We start from the raw sequence: 20169 nt of genomic DNA, 5'->3' as shown, positions 1-20169 counted from the left end.
GACTTATTCGCTGGAAAGCAGGTCCATGGTGTGTTTATCCATCATTTCCAGGGCACGACCACCGCCGCGAGCCACGCAGGTCAGCGGGTCTTCGGCAACGATGACTGGCAGACCGGTTTCCTGAGCCAGCAATTTGTCGAGGTCGCGCAGCAAGGCGCCGCCCCCGGTCAGTACCAGACCACGCTCGGCGATGTCGGAAGCCAGCTCTGGCGGCGATTGCTCCAGCGCGCTTTTCACGGCTTGAACGATGGTTGCCAGCGACTCTTGCAGAGCCTCCAGCACTTCGTTGGAGTTCAGCGTGAACGCACGTGGAACGCCTTCGGCCAGGTTACGGCCACGAACGTCGACTTCGCGAACTTCGCCGCCCGGGTAGGCAGTGCCGATTTCCTGCTTGATGCGCTCGGCGGTGGATTCGCCGATCAGGCTGCCGTAGTTGCGACGCACGTAAGTGATGATCGCTTCGTCGAAACGGTCGCCGCCAACGCGCACGGATTCGGCGTACACCACACCGTTCAGGGAGATCAAAGCGATTTCGGTGGTACCGCCACCGATGTCGACAACCATCGAACCGCGGGCTTCCTCAACCGGGAGGCCGGCACCGATCGCAGCCGCCATCGGCTCTTCGATCAGGAACACTTCACGGGCACCGGCACCGAGGGCCGATTCACGGATGGCACGACGCTCAACCTGGGTCGACTTGCATGGAACGCAGATCAGCACACGAGGGCTGGGCTGCAGGAAACTGTTTTCGTGAACCTTGTTGATGAAGTACTGCAGCATCTTTTCGCAGACGCTGAAGTCGGCGATCACGCCGTCCTTCATCGGACGAATGGCCGCAATGTTGCCCGGCGTACGACCGAGCATGCGCTTGGCCTCGGTGCCGACAGCAACGACACTTTTCTGATTACCGTGTGTCCGAATAGCCACAACCGACGGCTCATTCAGGACGATGCCGCGCTCGCGCACGTAAATAAGGGTGTTGGCAGTGCCCAGGTCAATGGAAAGATCGCTGGAAAACATGCCACGCAGTTTCTTGAACATGGGAAAGGGACCCTAGGCAACGCGTGGGTAAAAAAGTGCGGCAAACTCTAACAACGACAGGGATTTTGGGCAAGGCGCCAATATGTTAAATTGGCCGCTTTTCTCGGCACCAACCCCCACAATCGCGGCCTTATGACCGTAGAAATGCGGTAGTGTTCCGACAATCTAACACACGGACGCCGTCCGTTCTGTTTTCCACTGGAGATTCCCATGACGCTTGAACGCTCCGACGTGGAAAAAATCGCTCATCTGGCCTGCCTTGGCCTCAATGATGCCGATCTTCCACACATCACTTCGGCCCTGAACAGCATTCTGGGGCTGGTCGACGAAATGCAGGCGGTCAATACCGATGGTATCGAGCCACTTGCCCACCCACTGGAAGCCAGCCAGCGCCTGCGTGCAGACGTGGTAACCGAGAGCAACAATCGCGAGGCTTACCAGTCCATCGCACCAGCGGTCGAAAACGGCCTGTACCTGGTTCCGAAAGTCATCGACTAAAGGGAAAGAGCCTGCAATGCATCAATTGACTCTGGCCGAGATCGCCCGCGGACTCGCCGATAAAAAGTTTTCTTCCGAAGAGCTGACCAAAAGTCTGCTGGCGCGCATCGCCCAGCTGGATCCGCAGCTCAACAGCTTCATCAGCGTCACCGAGGACCTTGCGCTCCAGCAGGCGAAAGCCGCTGACGCACGCCGGGCCAAGGGTGAAAGTGGCGCCCTGCTCGGCGCGCCGATCGCGCACAAAGACCTGTTTTGCACCCAAGGCATTCGCACCAGCTGTGGCTCGAAGATGCTCGACAATTTCAAGGCCCCGTACGACGCCACCGTGGTCGCCAAACTGGCGGCTGCCGGTGCGGTAACGCTGGGCAAGACCAACATGGACGAATTCGCCATGGGTTCGGCCAACGAGTCGAGCTACTACGGCGCGGTGAAAAACCCCTGGAATCTGGAACATGTACCGGGCGGTTCGTCCGGCGGTTCGGCAGCGGCAGTGGCTGCTCGCCTCTTGCCGGCAGCCACGGGCACCGACACCGGCGGTTCGATCCGTCAGCCCGCAGCACTGACCAACCTCACCGGTCTGAAACCGACGTACGGTCGCGTTTCGCGCTGGGGCATGATTGCCTACGCGTCCAGCCTCGATCAGGGCGGCCCGTTGGCGCGCACCGCTGAAGACTGTGCAATTGTGCTGCAAGGCATGGCCGGTTTCGATGCCAACGATTCCACCAGCATCGACGAGCCCGTGCCGGATTACAGCGCCAGCCTGAACGGTTCGCTGCAAGGCCTGCGCATCGGTGTGCCGAAGGAATATTTCAGCACCGGTCTCGACCCGCGCATCGCCGACCTGATCCACACCAGCGTCAAGGAGCTGGAAAAGCTCGGCGCGGTGATCAAGGAAATCAGCCTGCCGAACATGCAGCACGCGATTGCAGCGTACTACGTGATCGCCCCGGCGGAAGCCTCGTCCAACCTGTCGCGCTTCGACGGCGTTCGTTTCGGCTATCGCTGCGAAGACCCGAAAAACCTGATCGACCTGTACAAGCGCTCCCGTGGCGAAGGCTTCGGCGCGGAAGTGCAGCGTCGGATCATGGTCGGCGCCTACGCGCTGTCCGCCGGCTATTACGACGCCTATTACCTGAAGGCACAGAAGATCCGTCGCCTGATCAAGAACGACTTCATGACGGCCTTCAATGATGTCGACATCATTCTCGGCCCGACCACGCCGAACCCGGCCTGGAAGCTCGGCGCCAAGAACAGCGACCCGGTCGCTGCGTACCTGGAAGACGTTTACACCATCACCGCCAACCTCGCCGGTCTGCCGGGCTTGTCCATGCCCGCAGGTTTTGTCGACGGTCTGCCGGTCGGCGTGCAACTGCTCGCCCCGTATTTCCAGGAAGGTCGCCTGTTGAACGTTGCCCATCAGTATCAGCAGAACACTGACTGGCACACCCGCACCCCAACCGGCTTCTGAGGAGAAACACATGCAATGGGAAGTCGTGATCGGGCTGGAGATTCACACTCAGCTCACCACCCGGTCGAAAATCTTTTCCGGTAGTTCCACCACCTTCGGTTCCGAGCCGAACACCCAGGCCAGCCTCGTAGACCTGGGCATGCCCGGCGTGCTGCCGGTGCTGAACCAGGAAGCGGTGCGCATGGCGGTGATGTTCGGCCTCGCAATCGATGCCGAGATCGGTCAGCACAACGTGTTCGCCCGTAAAAACTATTTTTACCCGGACTTGCCGAAGGGTTATCAGATCAGCCAGATGGAATTGCCGATTGTCGGCAAGGGCCATTTGGACATCGCTCTGGAAGACGGCACGGTCAAACGCGTCGGCATTACCCGCGCGCACCTGGAAGAGGACGCCGGTAAAAGTCTGCACGAGGAATTCAACGGCGCCACGGGCATTGACCTGAACCGTGCCGGCACGCCGCTGCTGGAAATCGTTTCCGAGCCGGACATGCGCAGCGCCAAGGAAGCCGTGGCATACGTCAAGGCTGTCCACGCGCTGGTGCGTTACCTCGGCATCTGCGACGGCAACATGGCCGAAGGTTCGCTGCGTTGCGACTGCAACGTGTCGATTCGTCCCAAGGGCCAGGTTGAATTTGGTACGCGCTGCGAGATCAAGAACGTCAACTCGTTCCGATTCATCGAGAAGGCGATCAACAGCGAAGTGCAGCGCCAGATCGAGCTGATCGAAGACGGCGGCAAGGTGATTCAGCAGACCCGTCTGTACGATCCGAACAAGGACGAGACCCGTCCGATGCGCAGCAAGGAAGAAGCCAACGACTACCGTTACTTCCCTGATCCGGACTTGTTGCCGGTGGTCATCGAAGACTCGTTCCTGAATGACGTGCGCGCCACGCTGCCGGAACTGCCGCCGCAGAAGCGCGAGCGTTTCCAGGAGCAATTCGGTCTGTCGGTCTACGACGCCAGCGTCCTGGCCACCAGCCGCGAGCAAGCGGATTACTTCGAGAAAGTCGTGAGCATCGGCGGCGACGCCAAGCTGGCGGCGAACTGGGTGATGGTGGAGCTGGGCAGCCTGTTGAACAAGCAAGGCCTGGACATCGAACAGTCACCGGTTTCGGCCGAGCAACTGGGCGGTATGCTGCTGCGCATCAAGGACAACACCATCTCCGGCAAAATCGCCAAAGTGGTGTTCGAAGCGATGGCCAATAACGAAGGCAGCGCGGACGAAATCATCGACAAGCGCGGTCTCAAGCAAGTGACCGACAGCGGCGCGATTTCGGCTGTGCTGGATGAAATGCTGGCGGCCAATGCCGAGCAGGTCGAGCAATACCGCGCAGCAGACGAAGCCAAACGCGGCAAGATGTTCGGCTTCTTCGTCGGCCAGGCCATGAAAGCCTCCAAAGGCAAGGCCAACCCGCAACAGGTCAACGAATTGCTGAAGAGCAAGCTCGAAGGCTGATGAGACCGGAGCCAGCGCTTGAATCTGGCTCCATTCCCTGTGGGAGCAAACGTTTTGTGGCTGGAGGCCCTTTGTGGCTGGAGGTCCTTTGTGGCTGGAGGTCCTTTGTGGCGAGGGGGCTTGCCCCCGCTGGGTTGCGAAGCAGCCCCAAAATCGGCAGCCGGGACTGCTACGCAGTCCAGCGGGGACAACTCCCCACGCCACAAAATCTCCCCTCCCACAAAAGCCTGCTCTGGACAAAATATCCTCCGGCCAAACAAAATTGCTCCCGCATTTGTATGTGGAAACCCTTGAATGATGCGTCTACTCGGCACTTTCGCCCTGCTCTCTCTACTGGCCGGTTGCGCCAGCAATGAGATCATCGATCCCCACGGCTATGACAAATCCGGCACCGCGTCTTATTACGGCGCCAAACACCACGGCAAGCGCACCGCCAGTGGCGAGCGTTTCAACAAGAATGCCTTGACCGCCGCCCACCGCCAGTTGCCGTTCGGTACACGGGTGAAGGTCACCAATCTGAATAACGACAGGACCTGTGTAGTGCGCATCAATGATCGTGGGCCGCATACTCGCGGTCGGCTGATCGATGTTTCACACGAAGCCGCCGAACAACTGGGTATGCTCAGAAGCGGCACCGCACGGGTTCGCGTGCAAGCCCTCGACTGACCAACGGAGCCCCGACCATTTCAGGACTTGGCGATTTACCCCTGATCAGCGTGATCGAGTTGCTCAGCGGCCTGCTGCTACTGATCGCCGGCGCCGAATTGATGGTGCGCGGCGCTGTGCGCCTGGCCGCGCGCCTGCATGTCCGGCCGCTGATCATCGGGTTGACCATCGTCGCGCTCGGCAGCAGCGCTCCGCAAATGGCGGTCAGCTTGCAAGCGACCCTGGCTGCCAACGCCGATATCGCCGTTGGCAGCGTGATCGGCAGCAGCATTTTCAACATCCTCGTCACGCTGGGGCTCTCGGCGCTGATCATCCCCCTACGGGTGTCCAGGGAATTGGTGCGACTGGATATTCCGCTGATGATCGGCGCCAGCCTGCTGGTATTCGTCCTGGCGTGGAATGAAGAGCTGACGCGCAGCGACGGCATGCTGTTACTGGCGGCGCTGGGGCTGTATCTCGGTTTGCTGCTACGCCAGTCGCGGCACTCGACGCGGCCGGCGTCTCACGACGAAACGCTGCAGACTCCGTGGCTGCGCAGTCTGCTGATGATGGTGGTGGGCCTGGCGATGCTGGTGTACGCCGGGCATTTGCTGCTGGGGGCAGCGGTAACGGTTGCCACCGATCTGGGGCTGTCCGAGCGAATCATCGGCCTGACAATCGTCGCGGTCAGCACGTCACTGCCCGTATTGGCGACTTCGTTGATCGCGGCATTACGCGGGCAGCGGGACATCGCCGTGGGCAACGTGATCGGCAGCAATCTGTTCAACCTGCTCGGCGTGCTGGGCCTGACTGCGTTGGTCGCGCCATCACCGCTGTCGGTCTCGCCGAATGCGCTGGATTTCGATTTGCCGGTCATGCTCGGTGTCGCCGTGCTGTGCCTGCCGGTGTTTTATTCCGGGTACCGGGTCACCCGCGCCGAGGGCTTGCTGTTCCTGGGTTTGTACCTGGCCTACGGGCTGCACGTGGTGTCGTTCACCACCGGCATGCCGCTGGCCGGCAAGCTGGAACACTTGATGCTGTTTTTTGTTCTGCCGGCGCTGGTGGCGTTTCTGCTGTTTACGTCGCTGCGTGCCTGGCGCCGCCAACACCACAAGAAGGAATTGCCATGACTGATAATAAAAAAACTGGCGTTGAAGTGCGCCGCCAAGTGATGGGCGATGCATTTGTCGACCGCGCCTTGGGCAACGCCACCGAATTTACCCAGCCATTGCAGGATTTCGTCAACGAACATGCGTGGGGCAGCGTGTGGAGCCGCGAAGGCCTGGAGCTGAAAACCCGCAGCCTGATCACCCTTGCTGCGCTCACCGCGTTGAAGTGCCCGCAGGAATTGAAAGGCCACGTGCGTGGCGCGTTGAATAATGGTTGTACGGTTGAGGAAATCCGCGAAACGCTGCTGCATTGCGCGGTGTACGCGGGTGCGCCGGCAGCGATCGATGCGTTTCGGGCGGCGCAGGAAGTGATTGAGAGTTATCAGAAGCCGTAGGAGCTGCCGAAGGCTGCGATCTTTGATTTGTGCCCTCTTCAATTCGCGAAAAATCAAGATCACAGATCGCAGCCTTCGGCAGCTCCTACCTCTAAATCCACCCCCCCCACTGCAACAAAAATATCCCGATATTGGTGGTGATCGCCGCCATCAGCGTGGTGATCACGATGATCGCCGCCGCCAGTTCGTGATTACCGTTGGCCTGCCGCGCCATGACAAAACTCGCAGCCGCCGTCGGGCTGCCGAAGTACAGAAACAAAATCCCCAGCTCTGCCCCGCGAAAACCCCAGAGCCACGCGCCCAGCGTCGCCAGCACCGGCAAACCGATCATCTTCACCAGGCTCGAACTGAGCGCCATTGAGCCACTTTTACGCATCGCCGCCAGTGACAGCGTGCCGCCGATGCAGATCAGCGCCAATGGCAGGGTGGTTTGTGCCAGGTACTGCCCCGACTTCTCCAGCCAGCCCGGCAAACCAATCTTGAAATACGCAAACGGCGCCGCCGCCAAAACGCTGATGATCAACGGGTTGATCATCACGCTCTTGAAAATGCTCCACGGGTCCGACTTGATCACCGGGCTGTACACCGCCAGGACGATGGTCGAAAGCGTGTTGTAAAACAGGATGACCAACGCGGCAAGAATCGCCCCGAGGGAAATCCCGTAATCGCCATACATGCTGGCCGCCAGCGCCAGCCCGATCACACCGTTGTTGCCGCGAAAGGCGCCTTGGGTGTAGATCCCGCGATCCTCGCGTGGGCACTTCCAGATCGCCCAACCCCAGGCGATGGCGAATGACACCAGCGTGGCCAGCGAGAAATAGATCAGCAGCGACGGCTGCAGTGCGGCGCGGAGGTCGGCATGCAGAATGCCCAGAAACAGCAACGCCGGCATGGTGACGTTGAACACCAGAGACGACGCGGTGTGGATGAAGTTGTCGTTGATCCAGTTGATGCGCTTGAGCAGCACACCCAGAAACAGCATGGCAAACACCGGCGCGGTGATGTTCAGGGTTTCGAGGAAAATGGCCAGCATGCCGGGGATCACCTTGGGTGAGTGTCGTTAGGGGGCTAATGATAAGCCACTGGAGACACCGGCGTCTGGTCGACCGCTATCGCCAGCAGGCTGGTTCCTACAGGAGATCGTCTTTGCTGCACAAATTGTGGCAACACCCGAAGTTCCCTGTGGGAGCCAGCCTGCTGGCGATGCAGGCGACGCGGTCTTACGTAATCGGCGCCGGATTGAACAACGTAATGTCGTTATACAGCTTATGCCGCTCAGCCCACGTCTGCTGCTTACCGCTTGCCACATCCAGATAGTAGTGGAACAACTCCCACCCCAGTTCCTCGATGGACGCACGCCCGGTGGCAATCCGCCCGGCGTCGATGTCGATCAGGTCCGGCCAGCGCTGCGCCAGTTCCGTGCGGGTCGACACCTTGACCACTGGCGCCATCGCCAACCCGTACGGCGTGCCACGCCCGGTGGTGAACACATGCAAATTCATCCCGGCCGCCAGTTGCAAGGTGCCGCAGACAAAATCACTGGCCGGCGTCGCGCAGAAAATCAGCCCTTTGCGTTTGAAACGTTCGCCAGGGCCAAGCACGCCATTGATCGCGCTGCTGCCGGATTTGACGATCGAGCCCAACGACTTCTCAACGATATTTGACAGCCCGCCTTTCTTGTTGCCCGGGGTGGTATTGGCGCTGCGGTCCGCTTCGCCCTTGGCCAGGTAACGATCGTACCAGTCCATTTCGCGCACCAGTTCCTGGGCAACTTCTTCGGTTTCGGCACGGGACGTCAGTAAATAAATGGCATCGCGCACTTCGGTGACTTCGGAAAACATCACCGTCGCACCGGCGCGCAGCAACAGGTCGGAGGCATAACCCAGCGCCGGGTTGGCGGTGATGCCGGAGAACGCATCGCTGCCGCCACACTGCATGCCCAGAATCAGCTCGGACGCCGGCACGGTTTCCCGGCGACGCTGGTCCAGCTTCTTCAAGCGAGTCTCCGCCAGTTGCATGATCTGCTCGATCATCTCGGTAAACCCGTGACTCGAATCCTGCAAGCGGTACAGCCACGGATCGCTCAGATCGACCGAGCTGTCACCTTCGTGCATCACCTGCCCGGCCTGCAGTTTTTCGCAGCCCAGACTGATCACCAGCGCTTCGCCACCCAGGTTCGGGTTGCGCGCCAGGTTGCGCACAGTGCGGATCGGGATGTACGCATCGGTGGCGGTAATCGCTACGCCACAACCGTAGCTGTGGGTCAGCGCCACCACGTCATCGACATTCGGATACAGCGGCAGCAATTCATCCTTGATGCGTTTAACTGCATGATCAAGCACACCGGTAACGCACTGAACGGTCGTGGTGATGCCCAGAATATTGCGTGTGCCAACGGTGCCGTCGGCGTTGCGATAACCTTCGAATGTGAAGCCTTCCAGCGGTGCCTGCGCGGCCGGCACTTCGGTGGACAGCGGCAAGCTGTCCAGCGGTGGCGCGGTCGGCATGCGCAGTTGATCTTCCTTGACCCAACTGCCGCGTGGAATTGGCTGCAACGCATAGCCGATGGTCTGGCCGTAACGAATTACCTGGCCACCTTCGGGAATGTCTTCCAGCGTGACTTTGTGGCTTTGCGGGACAAAATCCACGGTAACCAGGCCGTCCGGAAATTCGGTGCCGGCCGGCACGCCCTGGTCATTGACCACAATCACCACGTTGTCCCGCTCGTGCAGGCGGATGTAGCGCGGCGAGTCGGAATGTTCAATCAGTTGCATGACGCCGCTCCTCAGGAATGCGCTTGGGACAAGGTGGCTGCTTCAGGTCCGCTGACCGGTGGTTCTTTGAGCACCACCCGTTTGATCGGACCGACAATGACCAGGTAGCTGAACACTGCGACCAGTGCGTTGCAACCGACAAACACCAGCGCCCATTTGAATGAGCCGGTGGAGCTGATGATGTAGCCGATCACGATCGGCGTGGTAATCGAAGCAATGTTACCGAAGGTGTTGAACAAGCCACCACTGAGGCCGGCGATCTGTTTCGGCGAGGTGTCGGACACCACCGCCCAACCCAAAGCGCCCACACCTTTACCGAAGAAGGCCAGGGCCATGAAGCCGACGACCATCCATTCCACATCGACATAGTTACACGCCACGATGCTGCTGGAGACGAGCAAACCGGCAATGATCGGTGCCTTGCGGGCGAAGGTCAGGGAATGGCCCTTGCGCAACAGGTAATCGGAAATCACCCCGCCGAGCACCCCACCAATGAAGCCGCAAATCGCCGGCAACGATGCGATGAAACCGGCCTTGAGGATAGTCATGCCGCGTTCCTGTACGAGGTACACCGGGAACCAGGTCAGGAAGAAATAGGTGATGCCGTTGATGCAATATTGGCCCAGGTACACGCCCAGCATCATGCGGTTGGTCAGCAACTGGCGAATGTAGTCCCATTTCGGGCCGTCAGCCTTGGCGCCCTTGCCTTTGTCCTGGTCCATGTCGACCATGCCGCCGTTGTCGGCAATGTGCTTGAATTCGGCTTCGTTGATCATCGGGTGCTGGCGCGGGCTGTAGATCACCTTCAGCCAGATGCCCGAGAAGATGATGCCGATTACACCCATGACGATGAACACGTGCTGCCAGCCGTAGCTGTAGACGATCCAGCCCATCAACGGGGCGAACAATACGGTGGCAAAATATTGCGCCGAGTTAAAGATCGCCGAGGCAGTGCCGCGTTCTGCGGTCGGGAACCAGGCCGCGACAATGCGCGCGTTACCGGGGAAGGAAGGCGCTTCCGCCAGGCCCACCAGAAAGCGCAGCATGAACAGAGCAACCACGGCGGTGGACATGCCGAACTCGCCGACGTAACCCTGCAGCACGGTGAACAGCGACCAGGTGAAGATGCTCAGTGCATAGATTTTTTTCGAGCCGAAACGGTCCAGCAACCAGCCACCGGGAATTTGCCCGGCCACGTAGGCCCAACCGAAAGCAGAGAAGATGTAACCGAGGGTGACCGCGTCGATGCCGAGGTCTTTTTGCAGGCTGGAGCCGGCAATGGCGATGGTGGCCCGATCGGCGTAGTTGATCGTGGTCACCAGGAAAAGCATGAGCAATATCAAATAGCGGACGTGGGTCGGCTTGGTCGCTTGCATGTAGATGTACTCCCACTGATTATTTTTATGCGGGTAATAACGGTGTTCTGTAGGCGCTGATTTTCTGTGGGAGCCGGGCTTGCCCGCGATGCAGGCACCGCGCAGTGTCAGTCACAATGCGGTGATGCGATCGCAGGCAAGCCAGCTCCCACAGGTATTGCGGGTGTCAGGAGCCGATGTAGGAGGTTTTTACGACGGTGTAAAACTCTTGCGCATAGCGACCTTGCTCGCGGGATCCATAAGAGGAACCTTTACGCCCACCGAACGGTACGTGGTAATCCACGCCCGCCGTCGGCAGGTTGACCATTACCATCCCGGCCTGGGAATGACGCTTGAAGTGGTTGGCGTACTTCAATGAAGTGGTCGCGATGCCCGCCGACAGACCGAATTCGGTGTCGTTGGCCATGGCCAGTGCCGCTTCGTAATCCGCCACGCGAACAACGTTGGCCACCGGGCCGAAGATCTCTTCGCGGCTGATACGCATCGCCGCTTCGCTGTCGGCAAACAGCGTTGGCGCGAGGTAATAGCCTTCGGTATCACAGGTCACAAGACCGCCGCCGCTGACCAGACGCGCACCTTCGGACTGGCCGATGTCGATGTACTTCATGTCCTGATCAAGCTGCGCTCGCGAAACGACCGGGCCGATGTCGGTGCCGGTTTTCAACGCGTGGCCAACCTTGATCGACTTCATGCGCTCCGCCATGGCTTCAACGAATTTGTCGTGAATCCCGGCGGTGACGATGAAGCGGCTCGAGGCGGTGCAACGTTGTCCGGTGGAGTAGAACGCGCTCTGCACCGACAACTCGACCGCCTGCTTGAGGTCGGCGTCGTCGAGAATGATCTGCGGGTTCTTGCCGCCCATTTCCAGCTGAACCTTGGCCTGACGCGACACACAGCTGACCGCGATCTGGCGACCGACGCCTACCGAACCGGTGAAGCTGATGCCGTCGACCTTCGGGCTCTGCACCAACGCATCGCCAACCACACGACCGCTGCCCATCACCAGGTTGAACACGCCGGCCGGGAAGCCGGCGCGGGAGATGATTTCCGCCAGCGCCCAGGCGCAGCCCGGGACCAGATCGGCCGGTTTCAGCACGACGCAGTTGCCGTAGGCCAGGGCCGGAGCGATCTTCCATGCCGGGATCGCGATCGGGAAGTTCCATGGGGTGATCAGGCCAACCACGCCCAATGCTTCGCGGGTCACTTCAACGTTCACGCCTGGACGCACCGACGGCAGATAGTCGCCGGACAGCCGCAGGGTTTCACCGGCGAAGAATTTGAAGATGTTACCGGCGCGGGTCACTTCACCAATCGCCTCAGGCAGGGTCTTGCCCTCTTCCCGGGCCAGCAAGGTGCCAAGCTCTTCGCGGCGGGCGAGGATTTCCGTACCGACTTTGTCCAGTGCATCGTGACGGGCCTGAATGCCCGAAGTGGACCAGGCCGGGAATGCCGCGCGCGCTGCGTCGATGGCAGCGTGAACCTGGGCCAGATCAGCCTTGGCGTAGTCGCCAATGGTGTCGCTCAATTCGGACGGGTTGATGTTGGCGCAGTAATCACTGCCCGCAACCCATTCACCGTTGATGTAGTTATCGAAACGCTTTGTATCAGCCACTTGGCTTACCCCTTTCTAAGCAGTCCTGAACACAAAAGGCCGCTGATTGCTCAGCGGCCTTGTTTAATCGGATTACTGCGCGCCTTGCTTGTCCATCAACGCGGCGAGCATTTCATACTCTTCGCCGGTCAGATCGGTCAGCGGTGCACGCACAGGGCCTGCGTCATAGCCGGCGATTTTTGCCCCGGCCTTGACGATGCTCACCGCGTAACCCGCCTTGCGGTTACGGATGTCCAGGTAAGGCAGGAAGAAGTCGTCGATGATCTTGCCGACGGTGGCGTGATCTTCGCGGGCAATGGCGTGGTAAAAATCCATCGCGGTTTTCGGAATGAAGTTGAACACTGCCGAGGAATAAACCGGCACGCCCAGTGCCTTGTACGCAGCGGCGTAAACTTCAGCGGTCGGCAAACCGCCCAGGTAGCTGAAACGATCGCCGAGGCGGCGACGGATCGACACCATCAATTCGATATCGCCCAGACCGTCTTTGTAACCGATCAGGTTCGGGCAGCGCTCGGCCAGACGTTCCAGCAGCGGAGCGGTCAGGCGGCAGACGTTACGGTTGTAAACCACCACACCGATTTTTACCGATTTGCACACGGCTTCAACGTGAGCGGCAACGCCGTCCTGGCTGGCTTCAGTCAGGTAGTGCGGCAGCAGCAACAGGCCTTTGGCGCCCAGACGCTCGGCTTCCTGTGCATATTCGATAGCCTGGCGGGTCGAACCGCCGACGCCGGCCAGAATCGGCACGCTGGTTTCGCAGGTGTCGACGGCAGTCTTGATGATTTCCGAATATTCGCTGGCCGCCAGAGAGAAGAACTCGCCGGTGCCGCCTGCGGCGAACAGAGCCGAGGCGCCGTATGGGGCCAGCCATTCGAGACGCTTGATGTAGCCCGCGCGATGGAAATCGCCCTGGGCATCGAAATCGGTAACCGGGAATGACAACAGACCGGAAGAGAGGATGGACTTCAGTTCTTGTGGATTCATTATTCGAACACCCTGAGTAGCTACGTTGTTGTTTGTGTGTGGATAAACCGTCAGCCTTCGCCGAAGTTGTAGGTCATCGTACAACTTAAAAAACAACCGTCAACTGCATTTCATCGTTGCGGGTGAAATTTGTGCCAGGGACCGTAATGCGTGAGTCAAGTCAAACGATGTTCGAATGTTCGAACCTTGCTCCCGCGCTCACTGCTGCACTTTATTGTCTGGGCTGCGCCAGGATGGAAATAACCGGACAAAGTCGCGGCCGACTCACCATGAATTCATCACCTAGAGTTCTGCCAGTGCCACGAATGGATCGTGGCGAACTTCGCACGGAGTACACCCACATGAATTTTTCCTCACCGATACTTCCCCAATTCCCACCCCGTGGCCCCGACCAGCCCATTGTGATTGTGCTGTCGGAGCTCAGAGACTGTTTGATCGTCCGGGTGCCGGAGCCTAACGACATCCCGCCAAACTGGGACGTGTACCCGATCCTGGGGACGGACGTTGAAGAGCCCGACTGGCGCGGTGTCGAGGAGCCCACCGGTTTTTGGGATGATGCCATTGACGACATGGTGAAACGCAGCGGGATCGAACTGAAAATCGCGAAAGCGGACCTTGAAAGCTACCGAGGGAGAACCGTTGAATTACGATACAAGTTTGCCGACGAGTCGAGTCTGCAGCCCTCCTCAAAACCGTTGCTGATCCTTGTTGAATCCTGAGAAGCGCTACTTGCGATAGATCGTTCTCACGCTCGGCGTGGGAACGATCCAAATGGATTTTGCGCGGTCCGGGCGCAGTGTCAGCAGGTGCGACATCCGAAGGCCTTGGATGCATAGGTACAAAAGGGGAACGCAGCAGATGTGCAGATATGCGCTGTCCGCTCATCGCAACTGGTATTTTTAACAGTTTCGAACGGTCGCTGAATGTGACTGAATCCTCACATCAACTACCGAGGAAATCAGCCATGAACACAACATACCGATTCAGCTTTCCGACCGACGCCAAGCAAGCGGCTCTGGAAATGCCAATGGACTTCGATCTGCACGTGAACATAAACGATTGGGTCGGGTTTGAATTGATGCCGGGACTTACATGGGCGGTCACCCGCAAAAAATTCATGGTGCTGGGTGACAACACCGTGAAGTACGTTGATTACGTCATGGAACCTGTTGAAGACCCCGAACTCCCTTAACCCCGCTGCGCCTCAGCCTCTTCATGCGCATGACGCAACCGTTCGCGGCTGTTGGTCAGGTGCAGGCGCATTGCCGCGCGGGCGGCATCGGAATCCTGGCGGGCAATCGCGTCGTAGATTTCTTCGTGCTCGCGGCTCAGGCGACCCATGTAGTGTTGCTGGTCGTCATGGGCCAGGCGCGCGGAATTAAGCCGCGTACGCGGAATGATGCTCGTCCCGAGGTGAGTCATGATATCGGTGAAGTAACGGTTACCGGTCGACAGGGCGATCTGCAGGTGGAATTGAAAGTCCGAAGCCACCGCGTCGCTGGCATGAGCCGCGCTTTCGTTCAAGGCATCCAGCGCGGCACGCATCAGTGCCAACTGCTCGGGGCTGCGGCGTTGCGCCGCGAGCCCGGCGGATTCCACTTCGAGGCTGATGCGCAGTTCCAGAATCGCCAGCACGTCACGCAGCGTGACCACCGTGGCCGGGTCGATGCGGAAACCACTCGGGCTCGGCGTATCCAGTACGAAGGTGCCAATGCCGTGACGGGTTTCCACCTGCCCCGCCGCTTGCAGACGGGAAATCGCCTCGCGCACCACAGTGCGACTCACGCCATGGGCATCCATGATTGCCGACTCGGTGGGCAACTTGTCGCCGCGCTGGAGTTGACCATCGCGAATCTGCTCGGACAGCACCGTCACCAATTCCTGTGCGAGGCTGCGGCGCTTGCGAGGGAGGCGTGGCACGTCGATCGGGTTTTCCATGGTGAACGTCTGTCTCGAGAATTCGCTGAATGCGCATCATAGCTCAACGCGGTTGTACGATCACCACCAGCGAATCTATCGCTCTCGACCGGATCGCCCTGTGGCGAGGGGGCTTGCCCCCGTCGGGTCTCGACGCGGCCCCAAACTCGCACGCTTACAAGACCTTGCCAGTGCTGCGCACTGGAACGGGGGCAAGCCCCCTCGCCACACAAGCCAAGTCGCCACATAAGCCCCCTCGCCACAAAGGCTCTATCCAAAAGAACCGCCGTGATTCAGGCGGTCACAGTCTGGTCGATCAGGTGACCATTCTCGATGCGCACGTGCCGCGGATGGAATCGTTTCAAACTGCTTCGATGACCCACACTGACGATGCTCAGGCCCGGTATCTCATCGATCAAAGCCTGATACAACGTTGCCTCATCTTCTTCGTCCATCGCCGAGGTGGCTTCGTCCATATAAAGCCACTGCGGAGCAAACAGCAGCGCTCGGGCGAAGGCCAGACGCTGTTGCTCACCGGGCGACAACATCCGTTGCCAGTGATTGGCTTCATCAAGGCGCGCAACCAGGTGCGGCAAGCGGCAGGTTTCCAGCACATGCGCATAGCGCTCGTTCGCGTAAGTGTCGCCAGCCTGTGGATAACTCAAGGCTTCGCGAAGTGTGCCAATCGGCAAATACGGTTTTTGCGGCAGAAACAGGTAACGGGCCGCCGGCAGACGAATGCTGCCATGGCCAGCCGGCCATAAATGCCCCATCGCCCTGAACAATGTGGATTTGCCACTGCCGGAACGCCCGCTGAGCATGACGCGCTCACCCGCCTCCACCGTCATGTCGGCATGGGTCAACAGGTGACGACCATCAGCCAGATCCAGCCCCAGGCCCTGCACCTTCAACGCAGCGCCGGCACTCTGCACATCGATCGCCGGCGCCCGCTCTTCGTTATCTGTCATCGCCTGACGGAAACTCAGTAAACGATCACAGGTGGCGCGCCACTCGGCGAGGTCCTGATAGGCACTGATGAACCAGCTGAAGTTCTCCTGCACGTTGCCGAACGCCGAGTTGATTTGCATCAGCACGCCCAGTTCGATTTTACCGGAGAAATAGCGCGGCGCCGCAACCATAAACGGGAAGATGATAGCGATCTGACCATAGCCGGAGGTGAAAAATGTCAGGCGTTTGGACACGCGCATGATGTCCCAGAAGTTGTGCCAGACCAGACCGAAACGGTGGCTCAACCGACGGTTTTCGTTCGGCTCGCCGTTGTACAGTGCGATGCTTTCAGCGTTCTCGCGAACCCGCACCATGGAGAAACGCAGGTCGGCTTCGAAGCGTTGTTGATTGTTGCTCAGGCCGATCAGGCGACGCCCGATCAGATGCGTCAGCCAGCTGCCGACGGCGGCGTACACCAGCGCGCACCAGAACATGTAGCCAGGGATGGTGACGCCGAACACCTCAATGCTGCCGGACACACCCCACAGAATGATCGAGAACGATACCAGGCTGACGATGGTGCGGATCAAACCGAGGCCAAGGCCCAAGGTATTGGCGGTGAATTTGTTGAGGTCTTCGGAGATCCGCTGGTCCGGGTTATCGGTGTAACCGCCCTGCTCCAGCTGATAGTAATTCTTGTGGCTTAGCCAACGAGTGAAATGTTTTTCGGTCAGCCAGGCGCGCCAGCGGATGGTCAGCATCTGGGTCAGGTACAGCCGGTACACGGCACCGAGAATCGCCACCGCGGCAATGCCGCAGAAATACAGGATCAACTGCCAGAACGCCGCTTCGTCCTTGTTTTGCAGGGCGTTATAGAAATCCCTGTACCAACGGTTGACCCACACCGAAATGGCCACACTGAACAGCGACAACACGATCACGGCGATCAGCAATGTCCAGGCCTTGCCCTTCTCTTCGCTGCGCCAATAAGGCGTGGTCATGGCCCAGACCTTGCGAAAAAAGTCCCCGCGCACGCGATCGTTGACCGCGCGATACTCAGCGTTCTGATTCATGGAATGAGCTCGATAAGGAAGCAATCGCACACGAACCGATCATAGATGATCGGTTCGGTTGGTCGCGAGGCCTGGCGGGCATTCGTTCAGCGCAGGTTCAGCGACGGACCGGGCGCTTCTGCAGTTTGCGCTGCAGGGTACGACGGTGCATGCCCAAGGCCCGGGCGGTGGCCGAGATATTGCCTTCGTGTTCGGTCAATACGCGCTGGATGTGTTCCCACTGCAGGCGGTCCACCGACATCGGGTTTTCCGGCACCAGGGTGTCGAGGTCGGCGTGTTCGGAGAGCAACGCGGCCAACACGTCATCGGCATCCGCCGGTTTGCACAGATAATTGCAGGCGCCACGCTTGATTGCCTCGACGGCGGTCGCAATGCTCGAATAACCGGTGAGGATCACTACGCGCATTTCCGGATCGAGTTCGAGCAGTTTCGGCAACAGCACCAGGCCCGAATCACCGTCCATTTTCAGGTCGAGGGCGGCGTAATCCGGGATGTCAGCCTGGGCGATGGTCAGGCCTTCTTCGGCGGAACCGGCGGTGCTCACGCGAAAACCACGACGGGCCATGGCGCGGGCCATCACGCGGGTGAACGTGGCGTCGTCATCTACCAGCAGCAAGTGCGGCAGTTCTTCACCTTCGACTTGGATCTCGTCACTCATGTTCGTCTCCTCGGGCGACACGGGGCAGGCGCAGCTCGGTGAGCGTGCCGCCTTCCTCATGACTGTAGAGTTTTACTGAGCCGCCCGCGCGTGTCACGCTGGCTTTGCTCAAAAACAGGCCCAGGCCGAAACCTTTGCCCTTGGTGGTAAAAAACGGCTTGCCGATCTGTTCGGCAATGGCCAATGGCACGCCGGCGCCGTGGTCGCGAATGCTGATGGTCAAGTCTTCGGCATTCCAGTCCAGCGTCACTTGCAACCCGTCGGGACAGGCGTCGGCGGCGTTATTAAGTAGATTCAACAGGGCCTGGGTCAGGTCCGGCGGCGGGGCCATGCGCGGCACGGCGCCCTGACCGAGGCGCTGGAAGCGGTAGCTGGCTTCCGGGCGCATCAAATGCCAGCGGTTCAGTGCTTCGTCGAGCCAGTCGGTGACGTCCTGCATTTCCACGGCCAGACGACGATTGGCCTCGGCGGCGCGCACCAGTTGCTGCAAGGTTTCCTTGCACAGTTTGACCTGGTCCTGCAGCACGCTCAGGTCGTCCTGCAACAGCGGATCGTGGTGATCCTGACGCATCTCTTTGAGCAGTACGCTCATGGTCGCCAGCGGCGTGCCCAATTCATGGGCGGCGCCAGCGGCCTGGGTCGCGACGGCCAGCAATTGCTGATCGCGCAGGCCCTCCTCACGACGAATGGCGCGCAGTTCTTCCTGCCGGCGCAGCTCTTCAGCCATGCGTGCCGCGAAGAAGGTGATCACCGCTGCGGCCAGGGCGAAACTCAACCACATGCCGTAGACCTGCAGGTTTTCCCGGGCGATCGGAAAGGTTTGCAGGGGGTAAAAGCGCGCCAGCAACAAGGTGTACATCGTCAGGGCAATGCCCGAAAGGATCACCGAATAACGCCAGGGCAGCGTCACCGCAGCGATCGTCAGCGGCACCAGGTAATAAGAGACGAACGGGTTGGTAGAACCACCGGAGAAATACAGCAAGGCGCTGTGGATAAACAGATCACAGGCCAGTTGCACGGCGTATTCGAGCTCGGTGACCGGCCAGCTGGTGCGCAGGCGAATCGCGGTGAACGCGCACAACAGCATCGAACAGCCGAGGGTGGCGGCCAGTTGAAACCAGGGCAACGGCAGCAAATCGAACCAGTAAGCCAGCCCCACCGAACCGGCCTGAGCGGCCAGCACCAGCGTGCGGATGAAGGTCAGGCGCCAGAGGTTCTGACGAGTCGCGGAAGTGATTTGAACGGGGGCGAGCATGAGCTCTCCTGATGAGCGCTCCAGGCGGATCGCAGGGAGTATAACCAAGCGCGGGGGCTGGCAGGCAGAAGTGCGGCAAAAGGACACAGAGGAGCAGCGACGAGTTTCAAGCTGCAAGCCTCAAGTTAAAAGCTTGCAACTTGCAGCTTGCAACTTGCCGCTGCCGCCTACAGTCTGATGGTTTTGACGCAGGTTCGGACCTTACCCCTGCGCAATGTCCAAGGAGTTTCCATGCACAGTTTCCGCCGCAGCGCCGCCCTTCTTGCACTCAGCGCTGGCACCGTCGCCAGCCTCCCGGCCCTGGCCGTCGATCAACTTCATTACAACCAGATCTCCCTGCGCGCCGAAGTCAGTCAGGAAGTCGCCCGCGACCTGATGATCGTCACGCTTTACACCGAAGAGCAAAACACTGACCCCGCCAAGCTCGCGGCCGACGTCAGCACCACCATGAACAAAGCCTTGGCCCAGGCCAAGCAAGTCAAAGACATCACCCTGCGCCAGGGCAGCCGCAACAGTTACCCGATCTACGACACCAAAGGCCAGAAGATCACCGGCTGGCGCGAGCGCGCCGAATTGCGCCTGGAAAGCTCCGACTTCGCCGCCCTGTCGAAACTGACCGGCGAACTGCTGACGGACCTGAAAATGGGCGGCATGGACTTCGCCATCGCCACGCCGACACGCAAAGCCAGCGAAGACGCTCTGCTCAAAGAAGCCGTCAGCGCCTTTAAGGCCCGTGCGCAGCTGGCCACCGACGCACTCGGCGGCACAAGCTACAAAATCGTCAACCTGAACCTCAACAGCAATGGTTATCCACAACCGTACCTGCGCGGGCCGATAATGATGAAAGCGGCCAGCCTGGATGCGGCAGCGGTCACCCCGGAGGTAGAAGCGGGCACCAGCCAGGTCAGCATGACCGCCGATGGCGCGATAGAAGTCGTGATGCCTTGATTTCATGACCCC

At 59.7% G+C, this 20169-nt stretch carries 19 protein-coding genes; 9 read left to right on the top strand and 10 right to left on the bottom strand.

What is annotated here, in order from left to right:
- Nucleotides 1-3: 3 nt before the first annotated feature.
- On the bottom strand, nucleotides 4-1041 hold the full coding sequence (gene mreB, locus ACYZT1_RS04585; RefSeq protein ID WP_002555108.1) for a rod shape-determining protein MreB: 1038 nt from the start codon (nucleotides 1039-1041) through the stop codon (nucleotides 4-6).
- Nucleotides 1042-1251: 210 nt separating this feature from the next.
- Here mreB and gatC point away from each other — a divergent pair, with 210 nt between their 5' ends.
- The 6 genes from gatC (at nucleotide 1252) to ACYZT1_RS04555 (ending at nucleotide 6612) form a co-directional block, all read left to right on the top strand.
- Nucleotides 1252-1539 (top strand): Asp-tRNA(Asn)/Glu-tRNA(Gln) amidotransferase subunit GatC, encoded by a 288-nt coding sequence (gatC, locus tag ACYZT1_RS04580; RefSeq protein ID WP_462017868.1) that lies wholly within the window; start codon nucleotides 1252-1254, stop codon nucleotides 1537-1539.
- Nucleotides 1540-1555: 16 nt separating this feature from the next.
- Nucleotides 1556-3007 (top strand): Asp-tRNA(Asn)/Glu-tRNA(Gln) amidotransferase subunit GatA, encoded by a 1452-nt coding sequence (gatA, locus tag ACYZT1_RS04575; protein WP_462017867.1) that lies wholly within the window; start codon nucleotides 1556-1558, stop codon nucleotides 3005-3007.
- A 10-nt stretch (nucleotides 3008-3017) separates the two neighbouring features.
- Nucleotides 3018-4463, top strand: coding sequence for an Asp-tRNA(Asn)/Glu-tRNA(Gln) amidotransferase subunit GatB (gene gatB, locus ACYZT1_RS04570; protein WP_462017866.1), 1446 nt, complete (start codon nucleotides 3018-3020; stop codon nucleotides 4461-4463).
- A 294-nt stretch (nucleotides 4464-4757) separates the two neighbouring features.
- The gene (locus tag ACYZT1_RS04565) at nucleotides 4758-5129 is read left to right on the top strand and encodes a septal ring lytic transglycosylase RlpA family protein (protein ID WP_462017865.1); all 372 of its coding nucleotides are present in this window, start codon (nucleotides 4758-4760) and stop codon (nucleotides 5127-5129) included.
- Between the two features lie 50 nt (nucleotides 5130-5179).
- Entirely contained in the window at nucleotides 5180-6238 is a 1059-nt protein-coding gene (locus ACYZT1_RS04560; protein WP_462017864.1) for a calcium/sodium antiporter, read from the top strand.
- Complete coding sequence (locus ACYZT1_RS04555; protein ID WP_462017863.1) at nucleotides 6235-6612, top strand: carboxymuconolactone decarboxylase family protein; 378 nt, start codon at nucleotides 6235-6237, stop codon at nucleotides 6610-6612. The genes ACYZT1_RS04560 and ACYZT1_RS04555 overlap by 4 nt, the downstream gene beginning before the upstream one ends.
- Nucleotides 6613-6703: 91 nt before the next feature.
- Here ACYZT1_RS04555 and ACYZT1_RS04550 read toward each other — a convergent pair whose 3' ends face one another.
- The 5 genes from ACYZT1_RS04550 to kdgD form a co-directional block, all read right to left on the bottom strand.
- On the bottom strand, nucleotides 6704-7645 hold the full coding sequence (locus ACYZT1_RS04550) for an AEC family transporter (RefSeq protein WP_462017862.1): 942 nt from the start codon (nucleotides 7643-7645) through the stop codon (nucleotides 6704-6706).
- Between the two features lie 187 nt (nucleotides 7646-7832).
- Nucleotides 7833-9386, bottom strand: a complete 1554-nt coding sequence (gene garD / locus ACYZT1_RS04545; protein ID WP_462017861.1) for a galactarate dehydratase — start codon at nucleotides 9384-9386, stop codon at nucleotides 7833-7835.
- Between the two features lie 11 nt (nucleotides 9387-9397).
- Nucleotides 9398-10768: an MFS transporter gene (locus ACYZT1_RS04540; RefSeq protein WP_462019189.1), complete on the bottom strand. Its 1371-nt coding sequence runs from the start codon at nucleotides 10766-10768 to the stop codon at nucleotides 9398-9400.
- A 160-nt stretch (nucleotides 10769-10928) separates the two neighbouring features.
- A complete protein-coding gene (locus ACYZT1_RS04535; protein ID WP_462017860.1) occupies nucleotides 10929-12374 on the bottom strand; it encodes an aldehyde dehydrogenase family protein in 1446 nt (481 codons plus the stop codon).
- A gap of 72 nt (nucleotides 12375-12446) precedes the next feature.
- On the bottom strand, nucleotides 12447-13358 hold the full coding sequence (kdgD, locus tag ACYZT1_RS04530) for a 5-dehydro-4-deoxyglucarate dehydratase (protein ID WP_462017859.1): 912 nt from the start codon (nucleotides 13356-13358) through the stop codon (nucleotides 12447-12449).
- A gap of 341 nt (nucleotides 13359-13699) precedes the next feature.
- Here kdgD and ACYZT1_RS04525 point away from each other — a divergent pair, with 341 nt between their 5' ends.
- Entirely contained in the window at nucleotides 13700-14077 is a 378-nt protein-coding gene (locus ACYZT1_RS04525) for a hypothetical protein (protein ID WP_462017858.1), read from the top strand.
- Nucleotides 14078-14322: 245 nt separating this feature from the next.
- The gene (locus ACYZT1_RS04520; protein WP_462017857.1) at nucleotides 14323-14550 is read left to right on the top strand and encodes a hypothetical protein; all 228 of its coding nucleotides are present in this window, start codon (nucleotides 14323-14325) and stop codon (nucleotides 14548-14550) included.
- On the opposite strand, the gene ACYZT1_RS04515 is transcribed toward ACYZT1_RS04520, so the two are convergent.
- From ACYZT1_RS04515 to ACYZT1_RS04500, 4 genes are all read right to left on the bottom strand, one after another.
- Entirely contained in the window at nucleotides 14547-15296 is a 750-nt protein-coding gene (locus ACYZT1_RS04515) for a FadR/GntR family transcriptional regulator (RefSeq protein WP_462017856.1), read from the bottom strand. The genes ACYZT1_RS04520 and ACYZT1_RS04515 overlap by 4 nt on opposite strands.
- A 272-nt stretch (nucleotides 15297-15568) precedes the next feature.
- On the bottom strand, nucleotides 15569-17296 hold the full coding sequence (locus tag ACYZT1_RS04510; RefSeq protein WP_462017855.1) for an ABC transporter ATP-binding protein/permease: 1728 nt from the start codon (nucleotides 17294-17296) through the stop codon (nucleotides 15569-15571).
- 97 nt (nucleotides 17297-17393) lie between these two features.
- Nucleotides 17394-17954 (bottom strand): response regulator transcription factor, encoded by a 561-nt coding sequence (locus tag ACYZT1_RS04505; RefSeq protein WP_007901386.1) that lies wholly within the window; start codon nucleotides 17952-17954, stop codon nucleotides 17394-17396.
- Entirely contained in the window at nucleotides 17947-19209 is a 1263-nt protein-coding gene (locus tag ACYZT1_RS04500) for an ATP-binding protein (RefSeq protein WP_462017854.1), read from the bottom strand. The genes ACYZT1_RS04505 and ACYZT1_RS04500 overlap by 8 nt, the downstream gene beginning before the upstream one ends.
- A 231-nt stretch (nucleotides 19210-19440) precedes the next feature.
- Between ACYZT1_RS04500 and ACYZT1_RS04495 the strand changes: the two genes are divergently transcribed.
- Complete coding sequence (locus tag ACYZT1_RS04495; protein ID WP_462017853.1) at nucleotides 19441-20157, top strand: SIMPL domain-containing protein; 717 nt, start codon at nucleotides 19441-19443, stop codon at nucleotides 20155-20157.
- Nucleotides 20158-20169: the final 12 nt, after the last annotated feature.

This window comes from Pseudomonas sp. PB3P13 (genome assembly GCF_054897735.1).
The sequence above is the reverse complement of the archived record's forward strand: the minus strand, read 5'-3'. Positions and strand labels throughout refer to the sequence as shown.